Raw genomic sequence first — 18080 nt, 5'->3', positions numbered from 1 at the left:
CCAGGGAATGCGTAGCTAGTTCCCTGCTCTAGAACTGAACGATTAAACAGGCTTAACGGGGTTAAACCAGTGTCGTTTGGATAGTTACCGACCTCTAACATTGTCTAAGCTAACATTACTGGAGTAGCAAGGCAATTCCCGGCATACAGGGAAATGGATAAGTACTACTCCTCTGCTTATCCAGCCCCGAAAGGGGGACAGCGATTAAAATCGCCTGCGCCTTACCCCCATGCATGAATGCAGGGGTTTCCACGGCGCGAACGCGCAGAGCGTCACGAAGTGAAGACTCTGATGAGTTATGAGTTGAAGAAAGTTATAACTCTTCTCCAGGTTCAATAATCCTCTGAAACAGATAACCAGTACCACGGGCTGTGAGAATCAATTCTGGGTTACTGGGGTCATCTTCTAGCTTGGCGCGTAATCGGGATATATGCACATCTACTACGCGGGTATCAACATGACGCTCTGGTGTGTAACCCCAGACTTCTTGCAAAATTTCTGAGCGGGAAAAGGCTTCTCCTGAACGACTGACTAATAATTCTAGTAAACTAAACTCCATACCTGTCAAGCGAATGCGCTCATCGCCTTTGTAAACTTGACGTTTATTGGTATCGATTTTGATATTACCGACATGGATCACCCCAGAACTGGGTATACCAGAAGCACCAGTTTTGTCAACTCGTCGTAGCACTGAGCGAATGCGTGCTTCTAGCTCTTTGGGGGAAAATGGTTTAACTACATAATCATCAGCTCCCAATTCTAATCCGGTGATGCGATCAGCTACATCCCCCAAGGCTGTTAGCATAATAATTGGGACATCTGATTCCTTTCGTAATTCTTGACATACACCGTAGCCATCTAGCTTTGGCATCATGACATCCAAAACCACTAGGTCAGGTTCAGCTTTACGAAATGTGTCTAAAGCTTCTTCACCGTCGCCAGCGGTGACAACATCGTAGCCAATCATCGACAGGCGCGTTTCCAAAATCCGGCGAATGCTGGCTTCGTCATCTACCACCAGGATCTTTTCTTTATGATTTTCCAAGTTTCTCAATGCTCCTTAACTAAAATTTTTCATGATTAATTTTTAATACCATAATATTAAGATATCATTCCATGAATTGATTTGGAAAAAGCTGCAACTATTACCATGATTGGATTTCACTTTTTTCCAAAAATTAAGGAATAATTAAGATTATTGAAGTAATTTTAAGAATGGCAAAGTCAAAAACCGTTTTTATTTGTAGCAATTGTGGAGCAGAATTCTCCCAATGGTTTGGAAAGTGTTCAAATTGTGACACCTTTGACTCTTTAGTAGAGCAAAACGCCAGCCCATATACAGTAGATATACCAGGTCGTGGGGGTGTCGGTAATTGGCAAAATACGCTAAATAATGGCAAATCTCCTGCCAAACCGGCTAAACCACGAGCCTCCTTGACATTTGACCAAATTAGCGATCGCCAAATTACACGCTGGGAATCTGGTTATGGAGAATTAGATCGGGTGTTGGGAGGCGGGGTTGTCCCTGGTTCGATGGTGCTAATTGGCGGTGATCCCGGAATTGGTAAATCTACTTTGCTGCTACAAGTATCAAATCAACTAGCGCAGAGGTACCGTATCCTTTACATCACTGGAGAAGAATCAGGACAACAGGTAAAATTAAGAGCCACTCGCTTGGGAGTATCGAAAACCGTGAGTGTGGTTGGTGACGAGAGTAATACAGTAGCTACAGATTCAGATGGTTCGGTAAACCCTGAGAATACAAATGCCGATCTATATATATTACCAGAAACAGATTTAGAAGAAATTTTACGGGAAATAGATTCCCTCAGACCAAATGTTGCAGTTATTGACAGTATTCAAACCGTATTTTTTCCCGCTCTCACCTCCGCACCGGGTTCTGTAGCCCAGGTAAGGGAATGCACTGCAGCATTGATGAAAGTGGCGAAACACGAAGATATTACCATGTTAATTGTGGGACACGTCACCAAAGAAGGAGCGATCGCAGGTCCGAAAGTCTTAGAACATTTAGTAGATACCGTATTGTATTTTGAAGGCGATCGCTTTGCATCCCATCGATTATTAAGAACAGTCAAAAACCGTTTCGGGGCAACCCACGAAATTGGTATATTTGAAATGGTTTCCCACGGACTGCGGGAAGTACCTAATCCCTCAGAGCTATTTTTAGGGAATCGTGATGATCCAGCCCCTGGTACCGCCATTGTCGTAGCTTGTGAAGGAACGCGCCCGATAGTTGTCGAATTACAAGCTTTGGTCAGTCCCACTAGTTATCCTTCCCCGCGACGTGCAGGAACTGGTATAGACTATAACCGCCTAGTGCAAATTCTCGCCGTATTAGAAAAGCGGGTGGGGATACCCATGTCAAAATTAGATTCCTATGTCGCTTCAGCCGGTGGGTTAAATGTAGAAGAACCAGCGGTAGATTTAGGAATAGCTATTGCTATAGTAGCCAGTTTCCGCGATCGCATTGTCGATCCAGGTACAGTATTAATCGGGGAAGTAGGGTTAGGGGGACAAGTGCGATCGGTTTCCCAAATGGAACTCAGGTTAAAAGAAGCAGCCAAACTAGGATTTAAAAGAGCGATCGTTCCTAAAGGGACAAAATTCCCCGACCTGAATATCGAGATTTTACCAGTTTCTAAAGTAATAGATGCAATTATTGCCGCCATTCCGCACCAAACTTTAACAGATGCGGATTTAGCACCCGATGAAGAAGAATAAACTTCCATATCCCTGACTCTTTGTAGGGTGCTAGGAGAAGCACACAAATAATTTGCTTTCAATATTTTAGGTCTGAAGCACCCTACGCCTATGCCTTTGCGTGACATAAATTCATATAATCAAAAGGAAAACCCACCATGACAGCCACCCTCACCCAGCAATACCAAATCACTTGGGAAAAACTACCCGATGATTACGTACTACCAGATGATCCAGTGGATAATATTAACCAACCAGCCCTAGCAGCAGCACTAACAGAAAGCCTACAACTAGCCGACAAAATCCCAGCCAACGCCCTGACATCAACAAATTACGGCATCTGCGCCACCTTAAATGGCAAAATTGTTATAAAAGCGCCTGATTGGGCATACGTGGCTAAAATCAAAGTTGATAGAGAGGAAATCATCCGCAGTTACACCCCCCAACTACAAGGAGATATTCCCGTAGTGGTGATGGAATTTATTTCTGATACCGATGGGACAGAATATTCCATCAAACCAAGCTACCCTCCTGGTAAATGGTTTTTTTACGAGCGTATTTTGAAAGTGCCAAACTACGCCATCTTTGAACCTCATAGTGGGACTATAGAGATGTATTGTTTAGATAGCACAGGGCAGTATATTTTGCAAGAGCCTAACGAAAATCAGCGCTACTGGATAGGGGAAATGAATCTTTACCTTGGAGTATGGCAAGGTATTCGTGAGAACCGTCCAGGGAATTGGTTACGCTGGTGGGACCAAGACGAACAACTGTTACTGTGGGGTGCAGAATTAGTTGAACAAGAACGCCAACGTGCGGAACAAGAACGCCAACGTGCGGAACAAGAACGCCAACGTGCGGAACGACTAGCAGCACAATTACGAGCTGCGGGGATTGAACCAATATAGTAGCATTGCCCACCAAAACCCGGATCTGGTGGGCAATACTCACCCTACCTGTAATTCAAAACTCAAAATTTTTTTGAGAAAAAAGATTTGGATAATTGATTAATTATTAGACATCACGCAAAATAATTCACCCTTTCCAGAACCCCGACTTCTTGAATAAGTCGGGGAGCTAATTGTTCACAAACAATTTAAGGAACTTTCACCAAATAGGGTGAAGCAATTGCTGGCGCACGTCCAGCATTTACCAATGCTTGGTAAACAAAGGCTGCAACTTCTGCCCTTGTAGCTTGACCATTAGGATTAAGTTGCTTAACTGTGGGATAATTGATGACTATTTGTCGCGCAGTTGCTGCAGCTATTGAAGCCGTCGCATAATTGGGAATTTGACCAGCATCTGTGTAAAAAGAAAGGACATTTTGATTGTCAGCAGTTAGTCCTAAACCGTTAGCTAAAGCGACTAAAGCCTGCACTCGTGGAATTTGCTGCTGTGGTTTAAAAGTACCATCAGGATAGCCAGAAACAAATTGACCTTTGTAAGCTGATTGAATAGCAGCGTAAGCCCAAAAATTGCTTTTTACATCCTTAAATTCAATCGCTGCGCGTTTCGCTGCGGGTGTTAAAGCTTTGTTGATGATGGTAGCGAATTGGGCGCGGGTAACTGGTTCATTGGGTTTAAAAGAACCATCAGGAAAGCCGGCAATAATATTGTTAGAAGCTAACGCTTCGATATAGGCTTTAGCCCAATAACCTGTAGGCACATCTTTGAAGGCGACAGGACCACCTGGTGGTGGTTGAACTGTTGCAGCTACAAAGTCTACCGCACCAAAAATGCGTTTTTTATCAATATCGTTACCAACAGCCAGAATTTTTTGAGTTTTCGTGGCATTATTTACGTCATAACGAGTGTTACCACGAATGAGATTACCACCAGGACTTTCATTGGTACCGAGGTCAGGGGCTGCATCAATAGTAGCGACGACGCCATCCCGCTTATTGTTCTGAATTACATTCTTACGTAATACAGGTTTAGCTGTTTCGGAGATAAACAGACCGTCTTGGTTTTGCACTATCTGATTTTCGATGATTAGAGGTGTGGATGTCCCACCAATCGCCAGACCAAAACCTGTATCTTGAAACAAGTTATTCCGAATCTCTCCTTGGGCGGATCTAGTCACTGAAACCCCGTTACCTTTGTTTTGCACAAAGATGTTACCTTCAATTTTGGGATTTCCTGTACCAGTGACAAAAACGCCCTCTCTTAAACTGTTGCTAAAAGTATTGTTTTTGATAATGGGGTTAGAAGATTCCACCCAAACACCCGTACCTCGTGAATTTGGGTTGGTGACGGTGACACCTGTAATAGTAGTTCCGTTATCAGCCAAAATTGTAATATCCTGTCTGGCAAAGAAGCGACTAGTGTAGAAGCCGCCACCTGTAATCAATATCCCCTGACCTTGGTTCGATTCCTCGCCTCGCAAGGTTACACCTTGTTTGAGCAAGAGTGGGAAGGTTTCACCAGTATCTTTATTATAGCTACCAGGTGCTAATTGAATTATTGTACCTGGTTGCGCTTTGCTCAGGGCGAAGGTAATGGTTTTGTAGGGCGCTGCTTCAGTTACACCAGCCGTAGCCGTATCTCCACCTGTGGCTGGGTTAACGTAAATCACGGTTCCAGTTGCGGGAACTTGGGCGGTGAGCGTGGGAGCAGCACCAGCATTTACCGCACCAGAGACTAACATCGACCCACCACCAGCAAGAACTAACAAAGCAGTTAGTCCAGCTTGCAACGGTAAAGTAGATCCTATGTGACTGCGAGAAAGAAGGCGAAGATTTTTGCCTGAAAAAATGTCAAAACCCCGATATTTCATTTTTTATGTCTGTGATGATCTACTGAATGACGGTTCGTTGAGCAGAGTTGACGGTAGCAGCTATGTATACCTGTCAAACCTTTGCCAAACTATACCCGAAGACAAACACATTATCAGCGATGTTCCGCAATAAATCCCACATTTGAGAACAAATTTGTTGGTTTTGCTAAATATATTTGATGTGCTGATCACCAAGCGTATCAGCACAAAGTCAAAACCCCAGTTTTGGAGAAATTACGGGGATTCTGAATCACACAAAATACCGTGAAAACCAAGGGTATTGCCTTACCTTATATGCCGAGTTTACTAAATATATTTTTAGCTAAGTAAAATATATGACCTTGTTGAAGATAATTCCCCTAAGTTTATTTTCGATAAAAGTATAATGGAAAACTATTTTTAAATGTCATCAGAATATATACTTATGTAATAACTCAGAGAAAAAGAGGTTATTAAGTAACACACATGTAATAGATTTACCTCGTTTATTACAGAGGTCTATCCGACAAAACCTAAACATACAAGACTTGGAGCAAATTCAGATCTGCATATTTGATGTGTTTTAACTAATCAGTTATCAGCTTCATAACGAGAAACTAGACACCAATTGGCGTCTGGCTTTGCTGCGAGAAAACACGGTTAACATACGCCTAATAACTGATACCCAATTTCTGTATCTGTCATCTCTAAGCAGTGTCAATACCCTTATTACGTGTAAATTTTTGACTCTTTTGGATAAAAACTACATGATTACCTCAAATTTCATGAAAAAGGTATCGCTGGCTTGTGCTGGAACAGTATTGATTGCGCTGGGAACACTAGGAATGAGTCAAGCACAGGCGGTTGTTGTGACGTTTGACGATTTGTCTGGTAATGAAGCACCAATTCCCAACGGCTACCAAGGATTGAATTGGAATAATTTTTATTACTTGAATGGGACGCTCAATATTTATGATTCATCAGGTTATGACAATGGAATCGTCTCCACACCAAACGTCGCGTACAATGGATTTGGAACCCCTGCCAGTGTAAGTGTTGATCATGGTCAATTTGACTTCAACAGTACTTATCTCACAGGCTCTTGGAACAATGGTTTGAATATTTTGGTTAAGGGATCTTTAGGCGGTGTACCTAAGTATTCACAAACTGTAACTGTAAATACTACATCCCCAACAAAGTTCACCTTCAACTACCTTGGCATCGACAATTTAAAATTTACTTCCTCTGGCGGTGTTAGTGCAGGTTATAATGGTGATGGCAAGCATTTTGCTTTAGATAACTTCGAGTACAATGCTGCACCTGTCCCCGAACCATCAACAATATTGGGTTCATTGATAGCGGGTGGTTTTGTGCTTAGTCGCTTCTGCAAACAGAAGAATCTTAAAGCTAGCGCCAAAGTTTAGGTTAAATCTTGTTTATCGTTTAGATGCAACACCAGGGGCACGGCAATGCCGTGCCCCTACTAAAATAGACAGGTATGTTTAATAAGCTAAAGTTTCTAGAGTTTCCCGCAAATAGCGCTGTACCTGGTGTTCTAGGGGAAGCGCGTGTAATTGGGCACTGTGTTCTAGTTGCCAGCGTTGGAAACCAGAACTAGCGGCGATCGCGAATTTGAGACCGTCCCAAATTTCGCTATCATGAGCAAATGGGCGATGGCTACGCCCGCCGAAGGCATCGCTAGAAGCTTGAATTTGAGCCATAGTTTTTCATTCCTCAGTTTTAACTTTAACAGTCAACTGGGGCAAGATTTTATTAACCCGCACCCCTAAAATCGTGAAATTCTGTTGAATCTTCTCTAAAGGTAATGGTTCTAGGGCAGCAAATTCTGTGTCATTCGTCACCAAAACTCGTGCTACACTCACGGGAATTTGCAAAAACAGATTGCTGACCAAAAAAGCTATAGCTGCAAGCAATAATCCGACGCTGCGCCATTGGGGTAAAAAACTGGCCACCTTGGCTACCAATGGTGCAACTTGGTAAATTTGCCACAGCACCCCTATTAAAAACACGGCTGCCAATACAGCCAGCACACGATTAAAATTTGTATTAATTAAACCAAGAATTTTCCGTTGCTGCTCAGTCAGATTTTCTGGTTTGAGCGCTACACCCAAAATAGCAAATATATAAAAAGGGCGACGAAATTGCATCCACAGTAGGGGAACAACGCCAATGGCGGCGACTAAAGATAGCTCCAACCATACAGGTAAAAGCGGCTCACCTACTGATAAAAACAATAAACACAGTAGCAAAGAAATCGGCAGCGTCGCTAATCCAGCGACGTGAATCCATAAGATTGGTTCCAAGCGAAATGAGCGCATATTAAAATTAGGAGTTAGGAGTTAGGAGTTATGAATTGTTAACTCATAACTGATCTTTTTTGTTGGACTTCTTTGTTCGTTCTAACCACCGTTTGACTAAACCTACTCAAACCTACTCAAAGGCTTAAAGCCTAGTCATTCGTAGCGGATCAACCACCACAGGGTTAAACGGCAAACCCTTTATTCCTTGGTCTAAGACATCAGGAATTACTTTTCTGATGATATTAAATGACCCATTCACATCGGCATTTAATAATCTATTATCAACAGTCTTATACAATCCTCTCGCTATCCTATGCCCTTGAAATTGAGGTTTTTTCTCCCCATATTTAGGTAGAACATCCCCATCTATTGCACTGGCTTGGGATGTATAAGACTCTTCCGTAATGATGACTTTTATTCCTTTTAATTGGGCTTTATAGGTTAACATTTTTATTAACCGTTCATGTGGAATATTCACAAATTGTTGATTATTCTTTTTGCCCAAATTAATTCCTTGTTTCCACTGGATATTATGCCCAATCACCAGGATTCCTATTTGATGCTGTACACACCAGTCGATGACTCTTCTACTTGCTGTATGTAGATAGTTTTCTACTCTACAGTTTCGTTTATGAGTCAGATTTTTTAATCTTTGGGAATTGGTTTGATGATGCTGAATTAAAGCTCTAGATTGTAACCGGGAACGTTGTTTGTTATAAAAGGTATTAATTGCTTTTAGTGGTCTGCCTTTAATCAGTATAGGTGCTACACCTGTCTGATTTGTAGTTACAGCCATTAAGTTATTAACTCCTAAGTCTATCCCCGCTATTTGTTGATTATTGGTTGTCGATTCTACTTTTTCATAAACTATTTCTATCAAATAACAACTACTTTTAGGAACAATTCTCACCTCAATTATCACATTTTGGGATGTGGGAATTTGTATTTCACTCATGGACAGGTGACAAATTCCTTTTTTTAAGGCTTTTTTTGAGATGGCTTCATCAGGATATGGTAAGATGTTTCGCCCTTTGGTTTTGTCTTTATATTTAGGAATTTTCGGTTGTCCTAAAAATTTATCTGGATGTTGTTTCCAGGATTTCAAGGCGGCAAAATAACTTGTCCATGCTGAATCTAATCTTCTGATGATTTGCTTACTAACTTTGGTGGGTAAGGCTTTGTAGTCGTTGGTTTGAGATAATTGGTGATAGAGTTGGTTAAAGTTTAGTTTCTGGTGGTGTTGAAAAAAGTGTTGACGATAATGGTAATTAGCTAAGTTAAACAAATTTTTCGACAAAAAAGCTCTGTGGTCAATGTCTGTCCAAAAAGGATGGTTTTTTGTGATGATATGACGTTCAACTAGCTTCATGTATTGATTATACTATTGAGTTGATCTGGCTCACAATCAACAGCCAAAAAACCTCCTTATTATTCACGTCTAGCTATAAAAATGAGGAGTATTGAGGAGAATTAGGTAGATTTTCAGGAACTGCATTTACCCCCATTGAGGGAGTTAGGAGTTATGAATTGTTAACTCATAACTGAATCATTCCTAACTCCTAACCATTTTATCCTCACGACTACTTAGTCAATGTGAGGGTGCGGCGCTTAGTTACCATTTGGTAGGCTTCGATGATGTCACCTTCAGCCCAATCATGGAATTTATCAACGCCAATACCGCATTCATAACCAGCATTGACTTCCCGTGCATCTTCTTTGATCCGTTTGAGGGAGTCAAGGACGCCTTCATAGACTACCTTACCGGAACGACGTACCCGCAGTTTGCAGTTACGAACCAGTTTGCCAGATTGTACGTAACAACCAGCAACCGCACCCCGACCGACTGGGAAGACGGCGCGGACTTCGGTTTGACCGAGAGATTCTTCCACCAACTCTGGTTCCAAAAGACCTTCCAAGGCATCTTGGATATCTTCTAGGAGTTTGTAGATGATGTTGTATTCACGAACATCAACACCCGCTTCATCGGCGGCTTGTCTGGCGCCACTGGCAAAGGTAGTATTGAAGCCAATGATGACCGCGTTACTGGCTGCAGCTAAGTCGATATCTGTTTCGGTGATTTCGCCAGCAGTAGCCAACAGCATCCGAATTTGGACTTCGTTTTGGGGGATTTGCTTGAGCGATCCCACAATAGCTTCCACCGAACCTTGCACGTCTCCCTTCAAGATCAAGTTGAGTTCTTTTAACTCGCCTTCTTGAGCCTGAGCTGATAGGGTTGTCAGAGTGACACGTCCTTGTAACAGGCGGGATTGACGTTGTTTGTCGGCGCGTTCAGCGGCCAGGGATCTGGCTTCTTTTTCATTAGCAAAGACCTCGAAGTCATCACCTGCGGCTGGCACATCGCTTAACCCCAGGACTTCGACAGCAAAGGAAGGACTAGCAACGTCTACCCGTTTACCTCTGTCGTCAACCATTGCGCGGACTTTACCGAATGCTGAACCGGCGACTAGCATATCTCCCACATGCAGGGTGCCATTCTGAATCAGCAGGGTAGCAACTGCTCCCTTGGCTTTATCCAGGTGTGCTTCAATAACGGTTCCTTTGGCAGAACGATCTGGGTTGGCAGATAGTTCTCCTACTTCTGCTACCAGCAGAATCATTTCCAGGAGGGTATCCAGGTTTTCGCCCCTGATAGCGCTGACGGGAACCATGATGGTTTCACCACCCCAGTCTTCGGCGGTCAGACCATACTGGGTGAGTTCTTGTTTGACCCGCTCTGGCTGTGCCCCTTCTTTGTCGATTTTGTTAATAGCGACGACAATTGGCACTTCAGCGGCTTGAGCATGGCTAATAGCCTCAATGGTTTGGGGACGGACACCATCATCAGCAGCTACTACCAAGACGGCAATGTCTGTCACCCTTGCGCCTCGCGCCCGCATCGCCGTAAAGGCTTCGTGACCAGGGGTATCCAGGAATACTATTTGGTGTGGTTTACCTTCATGTTCGATATCGACATGGTATGCACCAATGTGCTGGGTAATACCACCAGCTTCACCGGCTGCCACTTTGGTTTTGCGAATCGAGTCGAGGAGGGTAGTTTTGCCGTGGTCTACGTGACCCATAATCGTCACTACTGGCGGACGACGATGGAGGTTTTCCAGGTCGGCCACGTCAATCATTTCCGTGATTTTCCGGGCTTCTGCTTCTGGTTCAGCGGTTTCAACTTCTACTTCTAGTTCTTTAGCTACCAGGGTAATAGTCGCAATATCCAGGTTTTGGGTGATACTCACCGCCATGCCCTTCATAAACAGGATTTTCACAATCTCTGTATCGGCTACGGTCAAGACTTCTGCCAGTTCTTGCACTGTCAGCGGTCCTGTGATCACGACTTTTGCTGGACGTTCGACCTTGGTTTCTGTTTCTTGGCGACGGTTTTGATCGCGCTCCCGATCACGATCGCGAGAAGAAGATTTTTTACTACCTTTAGCAGTTGGAGCGGCTACAGCTAATGCTGGTTGCTGTGCAGGTCTGCTAGATTTTGGTTTGGGAGGACGGGCAATAGAAAGACTGACCTGAACAGTAGCCGGAATTTCCAGACCTTCTTCTTCAAAATCATCTTCTTCAAAATCATCATCCAAGATCGGCTTGACTCGCTTACCTTTGACGACTCCCTTGCCAGCCTTTTCTTTGATTTCATCAATAATTTCTTCTTCCTGCCACTTTTTACCGCCCTTAGCTAGTCGGGGTGGTGTGGGGCGTTTCAAATCAATGATGTCGCCAGGGATCACAGCATCGTCACCCGGCGCAGTTTTCGCTCCACCACCAGGCATAGGCCTTGGTGGAGTTGCGATCGGCATGGCGGCGACAGGTTCTGACGGACGGACTGGACGGCTGGGTCGCTGTGGTTCTGTGAATGATGGTGCTGGCCCCGATGGTCGATTTCCCCGATGCTCCGGTTTTACTGGTGCCGAAGTGGGACGACTCTGTTTTTGCGGTAATGTTGGTGGGGCCTGGTCAGTTGTCGGTTTAGCGATCCTTGGTTTTCCTGTTTCAGGTTTTCCTTGATCACTACGTTCTTCTTCGCGCTGTAACTTTTCGCGTTTCAGGATCGGTTTGATTCCCGTACTTGGCGACTCCACGGCCTGTGGTTCTTCTGCCACAGGTCGAGAAGGTGGGGCTACCAGTTGAGGTTTTACGGGCTTTTCCGGTTTCGGTCTGGGTGTGCCGGTTTTTTCCGGTTTTTGGGCCGCTATTTTCTCTGGAGGCTGGGTATTAGGCGCTGGTTTGGCATCTGAGACAGACACAGCTGGTTGCTGTGGGGTTTCAGACAAATTCCGGGGTACTGGTCGAGTTGGTGCCGTCGGCTGCATGGGTGAGACAGGTGTAGCGAAAGGCTTTGGAGGTGAAGCAGAATTAACTTCGGAAGAAGCAACTTGGCTATTAGTAGCAACTGACGCCTCTGGGGCGTTGGAGGTAGGATTTCTCAATATTTTGGGTTTACGGATTTCCAAAATTTGTTGTTTGTGAGGTGGTGGAGCAGGTCGGTTTCGAGAGCCAGTTTGAGGTGAATTTGGTTTATGACTAGTAGGACCAATATCTTTTTTGGGGGACCCATTCGTAGCGGCGAGTTTTTCCGCCGCCGAACGGATGTGTTCTGCCTCTGAATCTGAAATCGTGCTGCTATGGCTTTTGACTGCAATGTTGAGCTGGTCGCATATTGCTAATAGCTCTTTGTTATCCAAATTCAATTCCTTTGATAATTCGTAGATTCTAACTTTGCCGTTGTTCATCCACTCTTCCCCTTTAATTTACAGTTTTAGCGGATGGTTGCCTGGTATGCGACATCTCCATCCTTTGATTACTGTTTCTTGGTAGCCGTTACAGATGTTGCCGGTGCCTCCAATCAGGAAAGAGAGATGTTTCGGTTTAAGACTGGCATCCCCACCGGGAATGATGGGTGAGGGGTATCGATAAGAATTTATTATCTATCCCTTTGACGCCGAACTGCGCCTGAGCGCTACCAGGAAGCCAATTTGTAGTTTCTTGTTTTGCTGATTCTGAGTCTTCCACAACACAATCTAGTAAAACTTTTTGGGGGCATTGCTTCTAGCTCTTTTTTTTGGAGAGGCTTTGGCTAACTACACCCATTTACTATTTTGGCACTAACCCTAGCAAACCAGAGGGTATGTTGCTAGCTCGACTAGTTCGGCTATTGGCACAACTCCTCTGGGGATCACCGCGACAAATTTTTGACATTAAATTTGATTTTGGGTATTGCTTTGGGCTAGTCGCTGCCACAATGTTTGGTACAGTGTTTCTGGCACTGTTGCATGTAGCGATCGCCCTAGCCGATTTTTTTTCCCAGCCGCTTGTAGGCAGCTAGCTTGAGGACAAACATAGGCAGAACGGCCCATGCCCTGATCTAATTGTACCTTTCCCGACCCAAAGACGCGGACAATCCGCCAAAACTCTTCTTTCAAGCCTACTTGGCGGCAGCTAATACAACGCCGATAATTCGGTTTCATTGGTCTTCTGCTACCTTAAGTTAGCAGTTTGCTGATGAAATCTCATTGTTACTCGCCTATCTTATCTCATCGAAAACATAGGGAATAATCAATAGTAAAGGAACTGTTTATTTGCGCCAACTTACTGACAATCTCTCAGGCTGATCAATTATTCATCTTCGTTGCTATCATAACCACTGTCATAACTGGTTCCATAACCAGTTCCATAACTAGTGTCATAAGATTCATCCTCTAATTCTTCCTGGCTATCATCTTCTAGATCATCATCTTCCTCCTGTTGCTCTAGGTTATATTTGGCTCGTGCGGCGATAAATTTGGCGTCTTCGCCGGCGTAGTCATACTTAGCTTTGTCTTTGATATCAATTTTCCACCCAGTCAGACGAGCTGCCAAGCGGACATTTTGTCCTTCTTTTCCAATAGCTAAACTTAATTGGTCTTCTGCCACTAATACGTGAGTTTGGCGAGTTTCTGGGTCCATGAGCCGCACCTCATCTACCCGTGCTGGACTTAAGGCGTTGGCAATATATGTTGCTGGGTCTGGAGACCAGCGAATCACATCGATTTTTTCACCGCGTAATTCGTTCACTACTACTTGAATGCGTGATCCCCTAGCGCCAATACAAGCACCAACTGGGTCAACATCGCGATCAAGGGTATCAACAGCAATTTTTGTCCGCGGACCTACGTACCGCGAAGGAGGATTAGCTTCCCGCGCTACGGCGACAATCCGCACTACCTCATCTTCGATTTCTGGTACTTCGTTGGCGAACAAATAAACCACTAAACCAGCATCAGCACGAGATACCAGCAATTGTGGTCCACGTTGCTGCCCTTGGGACACTTTCTTGAGATATACCTTAAAGGTGGCATTGGCTCGATAATTATCATTAGGTAGCTGTTCACGTTTTGGTAATTCGGCTTCTACTTCTGGCTGACCAAAGCCACTGCTAACTGCTAAAATTACCGATTGCCGCTCAAACCTTAAGACCCTGGCTTGTAGAACACTGCTCTCCAAATCTTGGAACTCTTCTTGCACCATTTGGCGTTGCTGATCCCGCAGTTTTTGCGCCAAGACTTGCTTGGTTTGCATCGCCGCCATTCGACCAAATTCTCCTTGATCTGGGGTGACATCTAGCACCACTGAGTCACCCAATTGTGCTTCAGGAGCTACTTGTTGCACCTCGTCTAGGGAAATCTGATGGTCGGTGTTACCCACCTGTTCAACAATCGATTTGGTAGAAAGAACACGAAAACCTTCACTTTCAATATCGAGTTCTACTTCAAAATTATCAAAGTAATCTTCATCAAACTGTTTGCGTTCCAAATTTTGGGCACGACGATAACGTTCGTAACCTTTGAGTAATGCTTCTCTAATAGCCGATTGAACTGCTAACCTAGGCAAATTACGTTCACGACTTATACTTTCGATTAATTCTTTTAATCCTGGCAAACTAACCATTGACATAAGCAATCTCCTGTAAAAATTAGGGACTAGGGACTAGGAAATAGAGATTAGGAATTAGGAATTAGAGTCCAGAGAATAGAAACTATGAATCAGGGACTAGGGATTAGAGAAAAGTTTCACTCTAGTCCCTAGCCCCTAGTCTCTACCACCTACCTCCTAACCTCTAGACCCTAGTCCCTGATTTACCTACGCTCATCCAGTTGCACCCTGGTAATTAGGGAGCGGGGAATTTCTACTACACGCCCTTTTTGGTTTAAGTAAACTGTTGTCTGGTCCCGGCGAATTAATTGACCAATCCACTCTTGCTGTCCTTCGTAGGGTTCAGAAGTAGAGATGATTACAGGAAATCCTTTAAAAGAAATAAACTCTCTGTCGGTCACCAATTGTCGCGAAATACCAGGACTTGACACTTCCAAGACATAGCTATCTGGAATGATCAGGGCCGCATCTAAGGAAGTTTCTAAAGCACGGCTCATTCGTTCGCAATCATCTAACCCAGTGTCCTGATCAGGATTGCGGATGTCTACCCGCAAAATTGGCGGCCGTTGGTTGGTGTGAAAAACTACGCCAACAACTTCTAATCCCAGTTGTTCTGCAACTGGTGTGGCCAAGTCAATAATTTGTGGCACTAAGGGATGAGTCATGCGAGAATTCAATAAAAAAAGTGGGCTTCGACCCACTTCCTGCGATAGGGATATCTTCCAAGAAGTCTTGTGCCGAACCAAAGATGGTTCGACTCTTAATTGAGTTTAGCGCATTTCTTTGGTGGCAGTAGGGAGAAATTAACAATAGGCAAAAGTCAAACGATTTTGGATTTGGGATTTGGGATTTTGGATTGACCCCGACCACCCTTCTGGTGCGGACACTACGCATAGCTGGCTTCCACGTAGTCCCCATTTCCCCATCCCTCTACTTTGCCCTAGTATCTGGTAGCACAGGTGCTTGTGTGCGTAGCTGTCGGGTTTGAGCCAGAATTTGCTCTATATTCTCTTGGGATAAGCGCTGGACGTAGTTGAGCTTGATTTCTTCCAGGAAGTCAAAAAGTAAGCTTTGAATTTCTGAAACTACGTGTTTTTTCTGAACTTGGGCACCCAAGGCGGTGCTGAAACTTTGTACTAGTTGACTGGTGAGTTTTGCTGAGACGGGATCTTTGACAGCACTGACCAAAGTGTTATATAGATTAGTGGTGATTTGAGTTGCTAGTTGCTCACTGATCTGGTTTTGTGCCTGTCCTAAACCTGGAAGCAGTTGCAAATTACGGTACATTGGCACTTGATGGAAGACGGTTTCAATATTGTGGCGCAATATGGCAGTGATTTCTGGTTGGATTTTGGGTAAAACTTCATAGACGATTGTTTCTACCAAAATATTGGCGATCGCTTCTACTTCGTTGACATTATTAATATCTATGTAGGGACGCACATTCTCTTGTTGTGATAGCCACCGTGTTAACTCCCCTCGGTTAATAGACCCCTGGATCTGGTTAATTACTCTCACCACCACAATTTCTGTAATATCTTCAGCGAAATTGGCAACAATACCCTGATTAATTTGTCGCCACACTGGGTGCAGATTCAATAACTTTGCTTGATCAAGTCTAATTACTACAGGAATGATTCGCAGCCATCGCCACAACGGTATTACCAGAAACAGGTCGTACCAGCGCCACAACACAGCATCTAACCAGCCAAAACCAGGATTTCGGCGTCTGATATAAACAGTACGTCCCAGTAATTCTATAGCAAAAATCACCACGAATGGTATGTCAATTAGCCAAAAATCATCAATGAAGTCGCCATTTTCACCGATTTTGCGATAGTAGTTGCTGGATATCAACGGTCTGATTTTTTGGTTGAAAAAATTAATTTCTTGGTTCCAGTCTTTAGAAGATAAATACGCCCGGCTCCAAAAAATGTTAAAAGATTTTTTGGCAGATTCTTCACCGACGCGATCGCGCATCCGATTTTTGATTTTCTCTAGACTACCACTTTTACCCGCCGCCGCAAAAGGATTTGTGTCAATCATTTCGCTGCTAAGACGGCTGATTTCATCCAGCTTTGAGAGTACCTGCTGCGACTGTAACCCTGTTTCAGTTACCTGTTTTTCTAGTGCGGCTATTGTGTCCAGATATTTTTTTGTTTCTCGATGGGCTTCAATCCCCTTCACTTGGTCATAAATATGGGTAACTTGGGGAAATTTCCGCCAGTAAAAATCTCGCCAAGGAACGTAACTTAAATTAAACAAAACTAAACATAAGTTTACTGTGGCAATAATTGCCATCAATCTTTCAAAGTAAACTTGCTCCCACTTAGAAGATTTGAGTTTAGACATATTTGTATTTTATAATACACAATATACGCATGTTCATCTAAATTATATAATCTTGAATGTTTTGCGAACATCACCACTGTTAATTGGATAACAATCTCTCGATGGATGAAAAAATTATTAAAAATATGTTATGTAAAAAAATTCAGCAACCCCTAATTAATCAAAAATCATGAATAATCAGCAGAAAAGATGTTAAATACACTTAAAATGCACCTGTAAATCCAATCCGGTTCGGTCTATTTGTTCAAGAGGTTATCCGAACCGTATTGCTGATATACCTCTATATCCGGCTTATATTCTGCTGACTTAATACAAAGGAGTTTTAAATTATGTGGTGTGGGTTTGGAAAATCAAGTGTAACTATTGCTACTATCTGCATGGTTACGGCTAGCATAACGATTTCAGACACAGCTTTTGCCGCCAGTCAAGTTAACTATACACCAAAGCAATTCCGGGCTGTGTTGCGGGGATTGGGCTATAAAGTCAACGTGACGAATGCACCGTTGACGGATGCGGAAACTAAAAAGGCAATTCAGGAATTCCAGAAGGGCTACAAGCTACCTGTTGATGGGGTAGCAGGCCAAAAAACCCAAAATTTTGCTGGGCAAATAATTCAAATTTTGCAGGCAAATTTAAATGCTGTACTTAAGCCCAAAACTCCCCTAACCCGCGATCAATTTTATGGACCCCAAACAGAAGCAGCGGTGAAGGAATTTCAGAAAAAATTCCAGCTAAAAGAAACCGGAATTGCCGATTTAGCATTGCGCCAGAAGTTGAATGAGGAGGCTAAGAAAGTAGTCCCACAGCCGACTACCACACCAACACCTAAACCAACAACTAGCCCAACAACTAGCCCAACAGCTAAACCAACAGCTAAACCAACAGCTAAACCAACAGCTAGCCCAACAGCTAGTCCAACAGCTAGTCCAACAACTAGTCCAACAGCTAGTCCAACAGCTAGTCCAACAGCTAGTCCAACAGCTAGTCCAACAGCTACCCCTTGA

The 18080-nt window shown here is 43.7% G+C and carries 14 protein-coding genes; 4 read left to right on the top strand and 10 right to left on the bottom strand.

The genetic code is table 11. The annotated features are described in order from the left end of the window. Positions 1-313: 313 nt before the first annotated feature. Positions 314-1045, bottom strand: a complete 732-nt coding sequence (locus tag HEQ19_18140; GenBank protein ID WYM01125.1) for a response regulator transcription factor — start codon at positions 1043-1045, stop codon at positions 314-316. Between the two features lie 170 nt (positions 1046-1215). Between HEQ19_18140 and radA the strand changes: the two genes are divergently transcribed. Beyond that, complete coding sequence (radA, locus tag HEQ19_18135; GenBank protein WYM01124.1) at positions 1216-2742, top strand: DNA repair protein RadA; 1527 nt, start codon at positions 1216-1218, stop codon at positions 2740-2742. Positions 2743-2879: 137 nt separating this feature from the next. After that, positions 2880-3629 (top strand): Uma2 family endonuclease, encoded by a 750-nt coding sequence (locus HEQ19_18130; protein ID WYM01123.1) that lies wholly within the window; start codon positions 2880-2882, stop codon positions 3627-3629. 188 nt (positions 3630-3817) lie between these two features. On the opposite strand, the gene HEQ19_18125 is transcribed toward HEQ19_18130, so the two are convergent. Next, a complete protein-coding gene (locus HEQ19_18125; GenBank protein WYM01122.1) occupies positions 3818-5497 on the bottom strand; it encodes a DUF1565 domain-containing protein in 1680 nt (559 codons plus the stop codon). 746 nt (positions 5498-6243) lie between these two features. Here HEQ19_18125 and HEQ19_18120 point away from each other — a divergent pair. Then, the gene (locus HEQ19_18120; protein ID WYM01121.1) at positions 6244-6900 is read left to right on the top strand and encodes a PEP-CTERM sorting domain-containing protein; all 657 of its coding nucleotides are present in this window, start codon (positions 6244-6246) and stop codon (positions 6898-6900) included. 78 nt (positions 6901-6978) lie between these two features. On the opposite strand, the gene HEQ19_18115 is transcribed toward HEQ19_18120, so the two are convergent. The 8 genes from HEQ19_18115 to HEQ19_18075 all read right to left on the bottom strand — a co-directional run bounded on the left by HEQ19_18115 (position 6979) and on the right by HEQ19_18075 (position 17076). Further along, the gene (locus HEQ19_18115) at positions 6979-7197 is read right to left on the bottom strand and encodes a hypothetical protein (GenBank protein ID WYM01120.1); all 219 of its coding nucleotides are present in this window, start codon (positions 7195-7197) and stop codon (positions 6979-6981) included. Positions 7198-7203: 6 nt separating this feature from the next. Then, positions 7204-7815, bottom strand: coding sequence for a low-complexity tail membrane protein (locus tag HEQ19_18110; GenBank protein ID WYM01119.1), 612 nt, complete (start codon positions 7813-7815; stop codon positions 7204-7206). A 124-nt stretch (positions 7816-7939) separates the two neighbouring features. Then, positions 7940-9166: a transposase gene (locus HEQ19_18105; GenBank protein WYM01118.1), complete on the bottom strand. Its 1227-nt coding sequence runs from the start codon at positions 9164-9166 to the stop codon at positions 7940-7942. A gap of 211 nt (positions 9167-9377) precedes the next feature. Next, positions 9378-12545, bottom strand: coding sequence for a translation initiation factor IF-2 (gene infB, locus HEQ19_18100; GenBank protein ID WYM01117.1), 3168 nt, complete (start codon positions 12543-12545; stop codon positions 9378-9380). A gap of 465 nt (positions 12546-13010) precedes the next feature. Beyond that, positions 13011-13280 (bottom strand): YlxR family protein, encoded by a 270-nt coding sequence (locus tag HEQ19_18090; protein WYM01116.1) that lies wholly within the window; start codon positions 13278-13280, stop codon positions 13011-13013. Between the two features lie 148 nt (positions 13281-13428). Then, positions 13429-14745, bottom strand: a complete 1317-nt coding sequence (gene nusA, locus HEQ19_18085) for a transcription termination factor NusA (GenBank protein WYM03488.2) — start codon at positions 14743-14745, stop codon at positions 13429-13431. Positions 14746-14927: 182 nt separating this feature from the next. Next, a complete protein-coding gene (rimP, locus tag HEQ19_18080) occupies positions 14928-15389 on the bottom strand; it encodes a ribosome maturation factor RimP (protein WYM01115.1) in 462 nt (153 codons plus the stop codon). 265 nt (positions 15390-15654) lie between these two features. After that, positions 15655-17076, bottom strand: coding sequence for a hypothetical protein (locus tag HEQ19_18075; GenBank protein WYM01114.1), 1422 nt, complete (start codon positions 17074-17076; stop codon positions 15655-15657). A 329-nt stretch (positions 17077-17405) separates the two neighbouring features. Here HEQ19_18075 and HEQ19_18070 point away from each other — a divergent pair, with 329 nt between their 5' ends. Beyond that, positions 17406-18080 (top strand): peptidoglycan-binding protein, encoded by a 675-nt coding sequence (locus HEQ19_18070; protein ID WYM01113.1) that lies wholly within the window; start codon positions 17406-17408, stop codon positions 18078-18080.

The organism is Gloeotrichia echinulata CP02 (assembly GCA_038087035.1).
Lineage (GTDB): Bacteria > Cyanobacteriota > Cyanobacteriia > Cyanobacteriales > Nostocaceae > Gloeotrichia > Gloeotrichia echinulata.
The sequence above is the reverse complement of the archived record's forward strand: the minus strand, read 5'-3'. Positions and strand labels throughout refer to the sequence as shown.